The sequence below is a fragment of the Nocardioides ferulae genome (assembly GCF_003660455.1).
Taxonomy (GTDB): domain Bacteria; phylum Actinomycetota; class Actinomycetes; order Propionibacteriales; family Nocardioidaceae; genus Nocardioides; species Nocardioides ferulae.
Genome location: NZ_QZVR01000008.1, coordinates 194,159 through 207,488 on the forward strand (window position 1 = coordinate 194,159; position 13,330 = coordinate 207,488).

At 68.7% G+C, this 13,330-nt stretch carries 16 protein-coding genes; 9 read left to right on the forward strand and 7 right to left on the reverse strand.

Translation table 11 applies throughout. The features are described from left to right. The first annotated feature begins 4 nt into the window (after positions 1-4). Positions 5-1,423 carry an NADH-quinone oxidoreductase subunit N gene (locus D6B71_RS12340; protein ID WP_206051712.1) on the forward strand — a complete coding sequence of 473 codons (1,419 nt, stop codon included), beginning with the start codon at positions 5-7 and terminating at the stop codon, positions 1,421-1,423. 52 nt (positions 1,424-1,475) lie between these two features. On the opposite strand, the gene D6B71_RS23870 is transcribed toward D6B71_RS12340, so the two are convergent. Further along, complete coding sequence (locus tag D6B71_RS23870; protein WP_338036796.1) at positions 1,476-2,048, reverse strand: transposase; 573 nt, start codon at positions 2,046-2,048, stop codon at positions 1,476-1,478. Between the two features lie 172 nt (positions 2,049-2,220). On the opposite strand from D6B71_RS23870, the gene D6B71_RS12350 reads away from it, so the two are divergent. Genes D6B71_RS12350 through D6B71_RS12360 form a run of 3 tightly spaced genes read left to right on the forward strand, consistent with a single transcriptional unit; the run spans position 2,221 to position 3,952 of the window. Continuing rightward, positions 2,221-2,604: an ArsR/SmtB family transcription factor gene (locus D6B71_RS12350; protein ID WP_121255450.1), complete on the forward strand. Its 384-nt coding sequence runs from the start codon at positions 2,221-2,223 to the stop codon at positions 2,602-2,604. Then, the gene (locus D6B71_RS12355) at positions 2,601-3,323 is read left to right on the forward strand and encodes a cation diffusion facilitator family transporter (protein ID WP_121255452.1); all 723 of its coding nucleotides are present in this window, start codon (positions 2,601-2,603) and stop codon (positions 3,321-3,323) included. The genes D6B71_RS12350 and D6B71_RS12355 overlap by 4 nt, the downstream gene beginning before the upstream one ends. 5 nt (positions 3,324-3,328) lie before the next feature. After that, positions 3,329-3,952, forward strand: a complete 624-nt coding sequence (locus tag D6B71_RS12360; protein WP_206051727.1) for a methyltransferase family protein — start codon at positions 3,329-3,331, stop codon at positions 3,950-3,952. A 345-nt stretch (positions 3,953-4,297) separates the two neighbouring features. On the opposite strand, the gene D6B71_RS12365 is transcribed toward D6B71_RS12360, so the two are convergent. From D6B71_RS12365 to D6B71_RS12375, 3 genes are all read right to left on the reverse strand, one after another. Beyond that, positions 4,298-4,780, reverse strand: a complete 483-nt coding sequence (locus tag D6B71_RS12365) for a DUF3093 domain-containing protein (RefSeq protein WP_121255456.1) — start codon at positions 4,778-4,780, stop codon at positions 4,298-4,300. Between the two features lie 63 nt (positions 4,781-4,843). Next, positions 4,844-5,062 carry a hypothetical protein gene (locus D6B71_RS12370; protein WP_121255458.1) on the reverse strand — a complete coding sequence of 73 codons (219 nt, stop codon included), beginning with the start codon at positions 5,060-5,062 and terminating at the stop codon, positions 4,844-4,846. A 44-nt stretch (positions 5,063-5,106) separates the two neighbouring features. Then, positions 5,107-5,793: a M15 family metallopeptidase gene (locus tag D6B71_RS12375; protein ID WP_121255460.1), complete on the reverse strand. Its 687-nt coding sequence runs from the start codon at positions 5,791-5,793 to the stop codon at positions 5,107-5,109. Between the two features lie 289 nt (positions 5,794-6,082). Here D6B71_RS12375 and D6B71_RS12380 point away from each other — a divergent pair, with 289 nt between their 5' ends. Next, positions 6,083-6,460 (forward strand): DUF3817 domain-containing protein, encoded by a 378-nt coding sequence (locus tag D6B71_RS12380; RefSeq protein ID WP_240641363.1) that lies wholly within the window; start codon positions 6,083-6,085, stop codon positions 6,458-6,460. Between the two features lie 796 nt (positions 6,461-7,256). Here the strand turns inward: D6B71_RS12380 and D6B71_RS12385 are convergent. The 3 genes from D6B71_RS12385 to D6B71_RS12395 form a co-directional block, all read right to left on the reverse strand. Next, positions 7,257-8,606, reverse strand: coding sequence for a hypothetical protein (locus D6B71_RS12385; RefSeq protein ID WP_121255462.1), 1,350 nt, complete (start codon positions 8,604-8,606; stop codon positions 7,257-7,259). Continuing rightward, on the reverse strand, positions 8,603-9,064 hold the full coding sequence (locus tag D6B71_RS12390; protein WP_121255464.1) for a hypothetical protein: 462 nt from the start codon (positions 9,062-9,064) through the stop codon (positions 8,603-8,605). Before D6B71_RS12390 ends, D6B71_RS12385 begins: the two co-directional genes overlap by 4 nt. A 175-nt stretch (positions 9,065-9,239) precedes the next feature. Beyond that, positions 9,240-10,160 (reverse strand): class I SAM-dependent methyltransferase, encoded by a 921-nt coding sequence (locus tag D6B71_RS12395; RefSeq protein WP_126688259.1) that lies wholly within the window; start codon positions 10,158-10,160, stop codon positions 9,240-9,242. 55 nt (positions 10,161-10,215) lie between these two features. Here D6B71_RS12395 and D6B71_RS12400 point away from each other — a divergent pair, with 55 nt between their 5' ends. The 4 genes from D6B71_RS12400 to D6B71_RS12415 all read left to right on the forward strand — a co-directional run bounded on the left by D6B71_RS12400 (position 10,216) and on the right by D6B71_RS12415 (position 13,227). Beyond that, complete coding sequence (locus D6B71_RS12400) at positions 10,216-10,878, forward strand: DsbA family protein (RefSeq protein WP_240641364.1); 663 nt, start codon at positions 10,216-10,218, stop codon at positions 10,876-10,878. Between the two features lie 41 nt (positions 10,879-10,919). Next, the gene (locus D6B71_RS12405) at positions 10,920-11,648 is read left to right on the forward strand and encodes a vitamin K epoxide reductase family protein (RefSeq protein WP_109691810.1); all 729 of its coding nucleotides are present in this window, start codon (positions 10,920-10,922) and stop codon (positions 11,646-11,648) included. Positions 11,649-11,693: 45 nt separating this feature from the next. Continuing rightward, positions 11,694-12,473, forward strand: a complete 780-nt coding sequence (locus D6B71_RS12410) for a cytochrome c biogenesis CcdA family protein (protein WP_206051713.1) — start codon at positions 11,694-11,696, stop codon at positions 12,471-12,473. A 286-nt stretch (positions 12,474-12,759) separates the two neighbouring features. After that, positions 12,760-13,227 (forward strand): TlpA family protein disulfide reductase, encoded by a 468-nt coding sequence (locus D6B71_RS12415; RefSeq protein WP_158282889.1) that lies wholly within the window; start codon positions 12,760-12,762, stop codon positions 13,225-13,227. Positions 13,228-13,330: the final 103 nt, after the last annotated feature.

Sequence of the window (13,330 nt, forward strand, 5' to 3'; positions counted from 1 at the left end):
GCCCGTGGGCTCCGAGATGGCCATGCGGCCACTCCTGCTGCTGCCGGAGATCGTGCTGTTCCTCGGCGGGCTCACGGTCCTGGTCAGCGGGTCCTTCCTCCCGCGGACCCGCCAGTGGGTCACCCGCGTCATCGCCGCGGTCGCGCTGGTCGCCGCCGCCATCCTGGCCGCGGTCGACCTCCCCGGCTCGGCCCAGCCGGCGATGGAGGGCACCTTCACCGTCGACACCGCCACCGGAGTGGCGCGGATCGTCGCCGCCCTCGGCACGTTGATCGTCCTCGCGCTGGCCTCGGACGAGATCGCCGGCTCGCCGCGGGAGAGCGAGACCTACGCACTCTTCTTGTTCTCGACGACCGGCACGCTCGTCCTCGCCGGCGCCGACGACCTGCTCGTCGTAGTGGTCGGGTTCCTGCTCGCGAGCATCCCGCTCTACGGCTTGATCGGCATCGCGCGCACGCCCCGCGGAGCCGAGGCCGCGATGAAGACCTACCTGTTGGGTGCTCTGTTCGGCATCCTCCTGCTGCTCGGGGTCACGCTGCTCTACGGAGTCTCCGCGACCACGTCGTACGCAGACCTCACCGACCGACTTGCTGAGGCGCCGCAGGGCGTGGTCGCGGCGGGCGTCGTGGCGGTGCTGGGTGGACTGATGTTCAAGGCCGGCGGCGTCCCGGGGCACTTCTGGGTCCCCGATGCCGCCGAGGGTGCGGGCGGGGCGGTGGCGGCCTTCCTCACCACCGTGCCCAAGATCGGCGCGATGATCGCGGCCTACCGGCTCATCGCCATGCTCCCCGACACCCTCGCCTGGCCGCTGCTGGTCGCCGTCCTCGCGGTCGCCAGCATGACGCTCGGCAACCTCGCCGCCTACTGGCAGACCGATCCCCGGCGCCTGCTCGGCTGGTCCACGGTCAGCCAGGTCGGCTACCTGCTCGTGCCGGTCGCGGTCGCCGGGCGCAGCGACCTCGCCCTGCCCGCCCTGCTGCTCTACCTCGCCGGCTACACCGTCACTAACCTCGCGGCATTCGCGGTGACGACTGCCCTTCCTGACCGGCGCGACCTGGACTCCTACCGCGGCATGGGCCGAGCCCGGCCGTGGCTTGGCGCATCCCTCGTGGTGGCGCTGCTCGGCCTCGTCGGCACCCCGCCGACCGTCGTCTTCGCCGGGAAGCTCACCACCACCGCCGCCGCTTGGGACGGCGGGCTTGCCTGGCTGGCGGTGCTGGTGTTCGTCAACACCGTGGTCAGTCTCTTCTACTACCTTCGGTGGATTGCACCCGTCTACGGCCGAGGGGAACCCCCCGCGCGAACCCTGCCAGGAGCGTTCATCCCTGCGGCCTGGTCGGCGACGACGGCGGTGGTGACCGCGGGTCTCAGTCTCGCGCTCGGCATCGGAGCCGGCGTGCTCTGGAGGGTCTTCTCGGTCTGACCTGCATCTGGCACGTGGGCGCCTCGGCGGCCGACGCGCAGTGGTGGGAGGGTCAATCCCAGGCGCCGGCTGTCGAGTCCCCGCGGAGCCCGCGCGGGAACGCCAGGTGCGGGATGATCCTTTCCCACGCGGCTTGCCGGGTCCCGACCGCGTGGGGGTACTTCGTGTCCCAGACCGAGTCACGGAAGGTGTCGGACTCGGGTTGCGCGGCGGCCCCGTCCGGGGCGGGGTAGATAGGTTTGAGCGCTTTCGCGAAGCCCGTGCGGTCCTTGTGGTAGACGCCCGATGCGAACGTCGAGCAGGCCCCATCGCCCAGCCACGCGGGTCCCCAGACGTGGTTGATGAGCTGGCGCCGGGTGAGAACGATCCTCGGCGGCTCAGACAGTGCGGCCAACACGTCGGACTCGGTACGCGTCGACGCCACGGGTTCACCAGCGAGCCAGACATCACGGCCGGGCCCGGTCGATGCTGAGCGCACCGAAGGACTCGGGCGGCCTGGATGCGTTTCCGTCGTGTGAAAGCGGGCGTGAACCCCCGGAATGGGTAGGCAGCGAGTCCTGCGGGCTTCTTCAAGGAACCCTCGCACAACCGCGACCAGGCCTCCACGAAACCCGGGGCGATTCACGCAGACGGGAGTCGCACTGATACCGCGTCGCTAGACATTTCCGTCGGATTTGACATCGATTCCGTCGCCGTCTTCGCGTCTGGGTAGTGGCGCGCCTGCCACGTCTCTGCGTCCGAAGTTGCACCGCGCCGGCGCTTGACATGCTTGGACCAGGCGACGCTAATATCGCTGCATGACGATGAATCTGCGGGCGGCCAATGCACAGCTCTTGGCTGGCGTCGAAGAGACCTCCGCTGCCCGGGCCGCAGCGTGCCTGTTCCGGGGGATGAGTGACCCCTCGCGGGTAGCGATCCTGCGACACTTGCTGCTCGGCGAGCACAACGTAGCCGAACTAACCTCCCACCTCGGGTTGGCGCAGTCCACGGTCTCCAAACACCTGGCGTGCCTGCGCGACTGCGGGCTGGTGGAGTCCCGGCCGGCCGGTCGTGCGTCGATGTTCTCGCTGACCCACCCCGGCGCGGTGCTGAAGGTGTTCGCCGCCGCCGAGGAGCTCCTCGCGGCCACAGGCGACGCGGTCGTGTTGTGCCCCACCTACGGCGAAGGGATCGCGCAGTGAGCAGCCACGTCCACGCCGCGACGTACGTCGAGGACCCCGCCCGGCGGCGCCAGCTCGGCCGCCGCGCTCAGCTGCTCGCGGCCGCCTCAGTCTCCTACAACCTGATCGAGGCCGTCATCGCGATCACCGCCGGCCTGGTAGCCGGGTCGATCGCGCTGGTCGGATTCGGGCTGGACTCCATCGTCGAGGTCAGTAGCGGACTGATCATTCTGTGGCAGTTCCGGCACCCGCTCCCGCAGTCCCGCGAGCGTCGCGCGCTGCGGCTGATGGCGTTGTCGTTCTTCGCGCTCGCCGCCTACGTGACCGTCGAGTCGGTGCGCGCCCTGGTGAGCGGGCACGAACCGGACGCCTCCCCGGTAGGCATAGGGCTGGCCGCGACCTCGCTGGTGATCATGCCGTTCCTTTCCTGGGCGCAGCGGCGCACCGGAAAGAGCCTGGGCTCGAGCGCAGTGGTCGCCGACTCCACCCAGACCCTGCTGTGCACCTACCTGTCCGCCGTGCTCCTGGCCGGCCTGGTCCTCAACGCCACCCTCGGATGGTCGTGGGCCGACCCGATCGCCGGGCTGGTGATCGCCGCCGTCGCCGTCCGCGAGGGTCTCGAGGCCTGGCGGGGTGAAGGCTGTGCCTGCGGTCCAACCCCGCTCCGCGATGCCACGTCACAGGAGACCGTCGGCGAGGGTTGTGCTGATGGCTGCTGCGCGCACGACGAGGGCCGGTGAGCGTCATGGAGTGGCTTGCCCTGACCCTGTTCGCTCTCTACGGCCTGGTCGGGTTCGGGATCCGCACCCTGGTACAGATCCGACGCACCGGTGACAGCGGGTTCCGCGGCCTCAGCGGATCGCCGGGCACGGCCGAGTGGTGGGCCGGTGTGTTGTTCGCCGCTGCACTGGTCACCGGCGTACTCGGTCCCGTCGCGGGTCTCCTCGGCCTCCCCGAGCTCCCGGGGCTCGACCAAGCCTGGCTCGCGGCAACCGGGGTTGTACTCGCTGCGCTGGGCATCGCCGGCACCTTGCTCACCCAGCTCGCGATGAGGGAGAGCTGGCGGATCGGCGTCGACGAGTCCGAACAGACAGACCTGGTCACCAAGGGTCCGTTCGGGCTGGTCCGCAATCCGATCTTCACCGCCATGCTCGTCACTGGCGCCGGGATCGCCGTCGTCGTCCCCAACTTCATCGCTGTCGCCGGCTGGATGCTGCTCCTTATCGCCACCGAGCTCCAGGTCCGTGTCGTCGAAGAGCCCTACCTGCGACGCCACCACGGCAACCGCTACCGCCAATACCTGGCCAACGTCGGCCGATTCATCCCGGCCATCGGCCTACAGGCCGACAGGGGCCGGGCTGACGTCTAGAGTTCCGCCAAGCCGCGAACCCGCCGCCTGGGCAACGATCCCCGCTCGTCCTCCCGATAGCTTCGCGGCATTTTCGACAGTCATCTCCATGGGCCGCGCGGTGGCCGTCGGGCTCCTGGGGTTCTGGATCGTGACGATCGTGCCGTTGAACTTCCGTGAGCAGTCCGCGGGGAACCCCGACTGCCTCGTTGCCCCCGCTGCTGGGCTGGGCTGCGGCACCTGGTCTAGATCGGTTTTGGCTCACGGGACCGAAATGGCCTCTGCATTTACCCGCTCTCTTGACGGCCCGCTACTCCCAGCGTTAGGGCACTGGCGGCCAAGAAGCGGTGGGCCGGGGGCCGATCCTCAGGGTCGATCAGAGTCAATGGTGTCGCTGGCGTCTGTGTTCAGTGCTTCCGCGAGCAGTGCGGGCCGGCGGGAGCTGACCAGCCAGTACGGGGTGGGATCGTTGGGGTCCTCGATGGGAATCCGGACCCCCGTCCGGATGTAGGGGCGCAACAGGAGGTAGGCGCGGGCATTGGCTTCGGGCCCGGCGATCGACCGCATGTTGGGTGCATCGAGCACCTGGGTTGGCCCGAGGTAGCGGCGCTGGATTCGGGCTCGCCCCGCGTGCAGCCATTCGTCGGTTACGACGATCTTGGCCGATCCGTATGAGTAGAGCAGGGCCGCCAATAGGAGCATCAGAATCGCCGTGATCCCCCAGGCGAGGGCTTCCGGAACAGCGACGATCATCGCGACCCAGAAGCTGACGACCATGAGCGTCCACTGAAGCCACCAGCGCGGGGGTACCCGCAGCCGCTCGCGGTAGCCGCTCGTCTGGCGGTGCACAGCCTGCCTCTCGTCGCGCTTCTGTCCGGGCACCTGCGAAGGAGCACCCCTGAACGGTGGTGGTTAGCGCCTCGGGCGGATGCAGACGTAGGCGAGGGCGACACCGAAGCCGGCGATGATCGGGCCGACGGCGCCGAGTGTCCGGGACTCTGGTTGGTTGCCGACCACGCCCCAGGCGAGCAGGGTCCAATAGCCGCCGAGGGTCATCATGGCCACGGCGAGCGGGACGCCGAGCGCCAGGATGCGTCGCCGCGGTGTCTTGCCGTAGCGAGAATCGTTCATTGCGATGCCTCTTCTTGGGTCCTGTTGTCGCCATGCAGGCCATGTCACGGCGGGGTCGGGCCGCCCGCGGCATACTCCCAGTGCCAGGGCTCGGGTTTGGAGCCGCGTTGTTGGGCCCAGGTTGGGTTGGTCCATCCAGTGTCGTCGGCGTTGGCCAGTAGCCAGGTGTACTCGGCGGTGCCGAAGGTCTCGGCGCCGCCGCACACATCGATGGCCAAGCCCCAGCCGTGATTGCTGGTGCCGGGGCGAGCGGCCAGGCCGGGCTTGGCGGCGCTGAGGCGTTGTTGGGCGTCGAGACTCCGGTAGGCGTCGGTCATGCAGAGCGTCTCGCCGAAGTCACGTTGGTAGCTCTCGGAGAGGCGCCACCAGGCCTGCGCGGCGTCCCCGCGGAGGTGAAGTCCGCCGGTAGGGAGTTCGCAGAGGTCGTTGTCGGAGATGAGGCCGTTGGCTTCGCTAGTCTCGGCGGGGGTGGTGTCGCAGGTGGCAAGCCAGCCCGGGAGCTTTGGCCGGGCCGCAGCTCTGCTGATGGAGCCGCCGCGACTCACGGGTGGCCGCCGGTTGGCGCGACGGTGCTTCTTCTGGATATTGCTGCGCGCGCCGACGGCGCGGCGGATGGCGTCTCCGGCTCGGAGCTCAGCCTCAGACGGTGGCGGCGCGTCGCTGGCGGTGGATGCTGGTGCTGGAGCGCTGGGGCCGATCAGGTCGGCGGCCCACGCGGTGGGGGCGGTCATCCCAGCCAGCGTCAGGGCGGCGGAGAGGGCGAGGCGCCGGCCCGGATGGTGGCTGGGGCCGGATGCGGCGCGGTGTCGACCTACGGTGTCTGTGTTGCGTGATCGGGGGGGCGTGTCCGCTCGTCGTCGTCCGCGGGTTGTGGTGGGCCTGGGTGCACGCGTTGCTGCCCTGTGCTGTGGACCTGCTAGCACGTGGCATGACTCCTCGCTCAGGGACCCTGGTCGCGTGGTCTCGCAACCCAACTTCTACTATACGAAATAGTAGAAGTGGTAAGGAGGGAGATGCAAAATGCCCAGATCTTCTGGATCCGAGGACACCCTGAGTGCGGCCGACCCCGGCCAGACCGTAGAAGCCGGCATCCGTCGCACGTGGATGGGGCCGGCGTTCCAGGTTGCGGCGCGCGTCGAGGCGGCGACCTGGATTGGGCTGCTGATCGGGATGGCGTTCAAGTACGTGCTCGCCGACAACGATCTCGGGGTGCGGGTGTTCGGCCCGCTGCATGGCGTGGCGTTCATTGCGTACGTCGTGGCGACCATCGTGGCTGCCCGCAGGTTCGGATGGTCCTGGCGGCTGCTCCTGATGGGCCTGCTGGTGAGCATTCCCCCCGCCTTCACCTGGCCGTTCGAACGGCACGTGGCCAGGCGCGGCCATCTCGACGACGACTGAGCAGCCGTCTCTTCCTGGTCCGCTCTGCCCTCGCTTGCAATCGGACCACAAAGCGCTGGTCATGCGGCTGCTTCGGGGCGCGGAATTGGTGCGGTTGCGCCACGGTCTGATCCCTTCCTTCATCGGGTTGAGGTGGCGGCGTGCGGCTAGTGCGACACCCAGGCCCGTCGCCATCCCCATGATGACCAGCTCGACCACGCGGGGCCCCGGGGTCGGGCAAACCCGGCCGCGGGGACCACGCCACCCTCGTCGGTTGAGTGAGAACGGCGACGGCTATGCCGGCGACGAGGACGCCGCCGAGCCCGCGGCTGCGGCGACCGGTCGGCGTCTCATCGGGGGCCCGGGTCACCCGGTGTGGGAGGCGTTGCGTCGGGCTCGCGACAGCCACCCGACGAATCCGAGCGTCAACAGCGCGGTGAGGAGACCGATGACGACCGTCGAGGTCGTTGACCCTCCAGATTCTCCGCTCTCGCGCGGCTCGTCTCGTGACGGTGGTCCCGCGTCATCATCCTCGAGGGGGGACCTGTGGTTGGTGGGTTCGCCCCCCGGCGTAGGCGTTCCTGTGTAAGGGCTGTGGGCGGCGGCTTGGTGTCGATCGACAACTGTGCTGGAGGGCAAGGCGTTGTCGGCAGCGGCCGGCGAGCTGAGCACGCACGCCCACGCGGCGGCCAGCGGCACGAGCATGACCATGGCCCACCGTTTTGGGTCGACGCGGACCGTGCACACCGCGCTCACGTGGCCCGGCGGGACGGCCCGGGTCCGTGCTGTCCTGATCTGTGGGTCTGTCATAGGCCTGTCATGCGCCGAAGAGCAGGTAGAGGCCCATGAAGGTGTAGCCGACCATCGCGAACAGCAGTGCGAGCTGGCCAATGATGAGGTGGCGGCGCGCGAGCAGGGTCAGGGACCGGTCGTGTGCGGCGATGACGCCGAGGACGTGGCCGGTGACGATGGCGAGGACCTTGATGGTGGCCAGGGCCGAGGGGTTCTGGGAGAGCCAGTAGTTGATCTCGAGGTCTGCAGTGCCGAACAGGTTTGCCCCGGTGCCGCCGGGATCGCTGATCAGGACCAGCGTCTGCTGGCCGTACTCGACGAGGAAGGAGAGGTAGTGAGCGATCATGTACCCGACGATGATCGGCACGATCGAGTGGGCCAGCCGTCGGGGCAGTTCACGGCGCGGGGTTCCCTGTGGGTCGACGCTGGTGGCCATGGAGGCTGCGGTGAAGGTGATGCCGACGACCAGGATGATCAGCAGCATCAGGCCGGTGCCGAGGCGGGTGAGGTCGATGGTGTTGGACTGGACGAACCGGATCCAGGTGGCCGAGTTGCTCCAGCTGTCGTAGGCGGTGCTGCCGAGCAGTACGGCGACCACGGCGACCAGCCCGGGTTCGGGGGTGATGCGGGCGAGGTTGCGCAATGGGCTGACGAGGACGAGCCTCCCAGCGGTGTTCCTGTTCCATGGTGAGAGGTGTCCGACGAGGGTGGAGTACACCTCGAAGGGGTCGGCACGGGAGATCCAGGTGGTGCCGAAGACGGCCCATCCGACGAGCATGGCTGCGGCGTAGAGGGCGAACCAGAGGCGGACGAAGTCGAGGTCGGTTCCGTCGGGGGAGACGAGTTCAAGCCAGACGAACGCGAAGAGCCCGAGGCTGGCGGGCCAGTATCCGAGCCACGGCGGGTAGGGCCGGAGGCCCTCACTCTTTCCGTCACTGTGTCTGTCGCCGTGAGTGCGGCCGACGGCTTTGTCGAGGAGCTCTAGGAGAGTGCGGACGGGGTTGACGGCGCGATAGGCGGACCCGAACAGCAGGGACACGGGCACGAGGCCGACCCAGAGCCAGGCGTAGGCGACGCCGAAGACAGGGTTGGTCAGGTCGTTGGGACCGAGGACGGCGGGCCAGAGCATGAACCCGAGGAAGAGCAGACCGAGGGCTCGCAGCGCGATCTTCAATGCCGGACCGTCGAGGACCCGGGCGATCGGTGGCGGGACCAGCAGCTCGTGGCTGGGTGTGTCGAACCGTGCTTTGCGCCAGGCCAGGAGCAAGATGGCGAAGGAGATCGTTAGCGCCGCGGTGCCGCCGGCGATCGCGAGATTGGCCGGGATCGGCAGGTCATCTGCGCCGCCCAGCCCGTGGGCGGAGATGTTGGTCAACGAACTTCCAGGATCGCGACGACCGCGCTGGTCTCGTGGTCCTCGACCTCGACACTTCCGGGGGTCTCGACGGTCATCTCAGCGCGCGTCTCACCTTCGCCGAACTCGACGTATTGCTCGGGCTTGGAGTGCACGTGCAACTCGCCGGCGCGGTCGGAGGTGATGTTCCACACCAGCGTCTCGTTGACGGCGATTGAGAGTTCCTCCGCGTTGGGGGCGACCTTGTCGCCCTCGATGCGCACCTCGATGCTCGGCCCGGCCGGCGACTCCTCAGTTGGTGACGCCGACTGGGTGGGCGAGGTTGAGGGCGACTCCTCGGGAGGCGTACTGCCGGAGTCGTCGGGGGCCGTCGCGGTGGCCTCCGTCGCGTCCTCGGTTGATTCATCGTCGCCGCCGGAGCAGCCGCTGAGAGCAAGCACAGTGGTCAGGGCGACGGCGAGCAGGCGCGCTCTACGCATGGAGTCTCCTTCTGGGTGGCCGGGGGACCGGTCGTGACGTCGCCTCCGGGCCCCACGGCGTCAGTGTGGGAGACGGCGGCGCGGATCTACTATGCCGCATAGGACAGTGCCTCTCGAACGGGGCGCGCACTGGACGCGTTCGACGGTGAGCGTGCTTGGGGAGGGCCGGGTTCGGTCAGGTTCGGGTCGCGGTGACCAGCCAAGCGGCGCCGTCGAGGAACACGCCGTCCTCGCGCACGTACGGGGCAAGGGCGGTGCCGACCGCCTCCCAACCCTGGGCGGTGGCGGCCGGGCCGGCATCGCCGAACACAGCGTCGCCGAGCTCACTTTGTCGCAGGAACCGCAGGGCGTCGCTCAGGTCCGCGCCTTGGTACATCGGCGCCACGGTCGGCTGGATTTCGACGTCGGTGAATCCGGCCTTGGCCAGCAGCGCCTGGGTGCGGGTGGGGTCGGCCAGCGAGAAGGCGGAGTAGGACCAGCTGTCGGCGGTGAACTCGGGTGTCGGCACGTGCTCGAGTGCCGCAGTCAAAGGGACCATCAGGTGCTGCTGATGGGTTAGGTCCTGCCAGCAGGTGAACACCAGCCGACCGCCCGGGTGGAGCGCGGTGCACAGGTTGGCGAAAGCAGCGTCGGGGTCGGCGAAGAACATCACACCGAACTGGCTGAGTGCGAGGTCGAACTCCTCGAAGCCGAGGTCCTCGGTGGTCTGGACGTCGGCGCGGATGAAGCGTGCGTTGTCGAGGCCGAGTTCGATGGCCCTGTGTTGGGCGACCTGCAGCATAGGGCTGGCGACGTCGACACCGACGACCTTGCCATGTGGTCCGACCGTGGTGGCGGCGTCGATGGTGCGATCACCCATGCCACAGCCGGCGTCGAGGACGCGCATACCGGGGCGCAGTTGAGCGGCGGCGAGGAGGGTGCTGCCGAAGGGTGCATGCATGCGCTCGTAACGGGCTTGCTCGGTGACCCAGCGTTGCCCGACTTCGCCGTCCCAGGCCCTGATCATGGGTGAGTTGTCTGGCTCCATTGCCCGCTCCATCGCCGGTTCCATCACTGTTGTCTCTTGTCGTGCACCAGGCCGAGGCGGCGCGGCCACCTACCCATCCACTACGATGCAGCATAGTAGTTGGTGTCGAGTCGAGGACGTGCGCGTGAGTACCCAGGTGAGAGTGGCCCTGCTGATTGCCGGGGCGTTCGTGATCGCGATCGGTGGCCTGCTGTTCTGGGCCGGTCGTGACGATGCGGCCGAGCCCGGCTCGGACGCCCCCGGTGGTGCTGCTGATCCGCGGCTGGTGCGCGAGGACAGCCGCATCATGGGTGAGGAGGGCTCCAGTGATGTGGTGCTCGTGGAGTTCCTGGACTTCGAGTGCGAAGCCTGCGGGGCCGCCTATCCGATCATCGAGGACCTCCGCGAGGAGTACGCCGGCGAGGTGACGTTCGTGGCTCGCTACTTCCCACTGCCCGGGCACTTCAACTCCGAGCGCGCCGCCCGCGCGGTGGAGTCGGCGGCGAGACAGGGCAAGTTCGAGGAGATGTACCAGCGGATGTTCGAGACCCAATCTTCCTGGGGTGAGCAGCAGGAGCCCTTGGACGACCTCTTTCGCGAGTACGCCGTCGAGATCGGCCTGGACATGGACCAGTACGACGCCGACTACGCCTCTGACGAGGTGGCCGACCGGGTTCAGCGCGACGTCGCCGACGGCACCGACCTCGGAGTCCAGGGGACCCCGACGTTCTACCTCAATGGCGAGCTGTTCGAGCCGACCTCGGCCGAGGACTTCAACACCGCGATCGACGACGCCCTCAACCAGTGAGTAAGAGTGAGGGGCGCGTGAGACCAGCATCGGGGAAGACCATGCCGGACGCAGCGGTCACCGACCCGGCAGTCACCGACCGCAGCGCAGTCGTCGCCGAGACACAGATTGACCGGGACACCAACCAGACGACTGGCCAGCCGACGGATGACACGGCGAGGGGGCGGTCGCTCGGGGCTCGTCCCGTGTCGGATCGTGCTCTGGCGTGGCTGATGCTCGTGGGGGGCGTCGTCGGTTTCACGGCGGCGTTCGTGCTGGCGGTGGAAAAGATCGCGCTACTGACCGACCCGAGCTACACGCCCTCGTGCAGCCTGAACCCGGTGCTCAGCTGCGGGTCGGTGATGCAAACAGCGCAGGCCGAGGCTTTCGGGTTCCCGAATCCGTTGCTCGGGGTGGCGGCGTTCCCGGTGGTTGCCGCCACGGGCGCCGCGCTGCTGGCGGGCGCCCGGCTGGCCCGCTGGTACTGGCTGGGGCTGCAGGCCGGTGTCACCTTCGGGTTGGTGTTCGTGGGATGGCTGATCTTCCAGAGCCTGTACCGGATCGGCGCCTTGTGCCCTTACTGCATGGTCGTGTGGACGGTGATGCTGCCGCTGTTCGGCTACGTCACGCTTCGCAACGCCACCACCGGGATGTTCGGCGCGAAGGTCGGCGGGAGCCGGGTGGTGCGGGTGGCTGCGCAGTGGCACCTGGTGGTGCTGACGACGGCGGTCGTGGTCGCGCTGGGCCTGATCGCAGACCGGTTCTGGTACTACTGGTCGACCCTGGTCTGAGCGCGACATGACCAGCATGAACGTCGTCGGGGTGGGGGTGGTCGCGTGAACGGGCTGCAGGACACCGTTCTCTCCGGCTCCCTCCTGTTGGCGGCCGTGGTCGCCGTCGCCGCTGGGGTGGTGTCCTTCTTCTCCCCTTGCTCGCTGCCGCTGTTGCCGGGCTACCTGTCCTATGTGGCCGGGGTGTCGGGCCAGGAGTCGACGGTCGCGCGCGAGCTCCAAGGTCATGCGCCGACGGCACGCGGTCGCACGATCGCGGGTGCGGGGTTGTTCGTGCTCGGGTTCGCGGCCGTATTCACCAGTTACGGCGCGTTGTTCGGTGCTTTGGGTTCCCAGCTGGTGCGCCACCAGGAGGACATCATCCGGTTCTCGGGGGCGCTGACGGTGCTGTTCGGGCTGGTGTTCGCGCTCGCGGGCGCCCGGGTTCCGCTCCTGGGGCGAACGGTGCGGCTGCGTTACCGGCCGCGGGTCGGGCTGGCCGGCGCGCCGCTGCTGGGTGTTGTGTTCGGGGTGGGGTGGACTCCCTGCATCGGCCCCGCGTTGGCTGCGGTGCTCACGTTGGCGACGAGCTCTGCTACGGCGGGTCGTGGCGCGGTCCTGGCGTTCGCCTACAGCCTCGGGTTGGGTCTGCCCTTCCTGCTGGCGGCGTTCTCGGTCAGTGGAGCGATGCGGCGGTTGGCGTGGGCCCGGCTCCACGTCAGGGCGATCGCGCGTGCCGGCGGCGGGTTTCTGATCGTCTTGGGGGTCCTCCAGTTGACCGGGGTGTGGTCGGAGTGGATGGCCGCGATGCAGGCCCTGATAGCCGGCTGGCAACCCCCCATCTAGTACACCCACGACTGATACGAGCGCAGAACGGATCGAATACCGCGGGATCGGCCCCGGTTGGCAGAAGGGGGAGGAAGGGATGGAAGGCGAGGCAATGGTCAGCAGACCCAGCACACTTGGTCCGGCCGGTGCACCCGGTTCATCTGGTAGGCCGTCCCCGTCTCGGACCCCGGGGACGCGGATCCTGTCCGTCCTGGTCGTCCTCGCCGTGATCGGTCTGGTGGCGTGGCTGGTCGCTAGCCGTTCAGACGGTGGTGACCCGCGGGCGCGGTCCGCCGACGGGTCGGTGGTCGAGGAGTTCGAGCCTGACGACCGGATCGAGGGCGAGCCGTTCCAGGCACGGATGCTCAGCGGGGATCGGTTCGATTCCGGCGATCTAGCCGGCCAGGTCGCGGTCTACAACGTGTGGGGTTCGTGGTGCGTGCCCTGCGTGACCGAGGCACCCGAGTTGGTCGAGGTCGCGGAGGAGTTCACCGGCCAGGTGCAGTTCGTTGGCATCAACGTGCGCGACAACGACGCGGCGGCACGTGCTTTCGAGCGCGATCACGGCGTGCCCTACGACAGCATCGTTTCCTCGGACTCGAGCGAGGCGATGCTCGCCTTCCAGGGAGCCCTGGCCGCCGCGGCGGTGCCGACCACGCTGGTCGTCGACCCCGAAGGCCGGGTCGCGGCCCGTGTCGTGGGGCCGGTGACTGCGAGCACGCTGCGTGCCTTGATCGAGCCCGTGTTGGCCGAGACGGATGCGCAGGACTAGAGCCGCCGCGGGTCGCCGGCCCGGCGGTGCCCGATCCAACAGGTATCGAGTCGACAGCAGCCGGTCCGGCAGGCATCGGTCGGGCAGGCACCGCCGTGCCGGG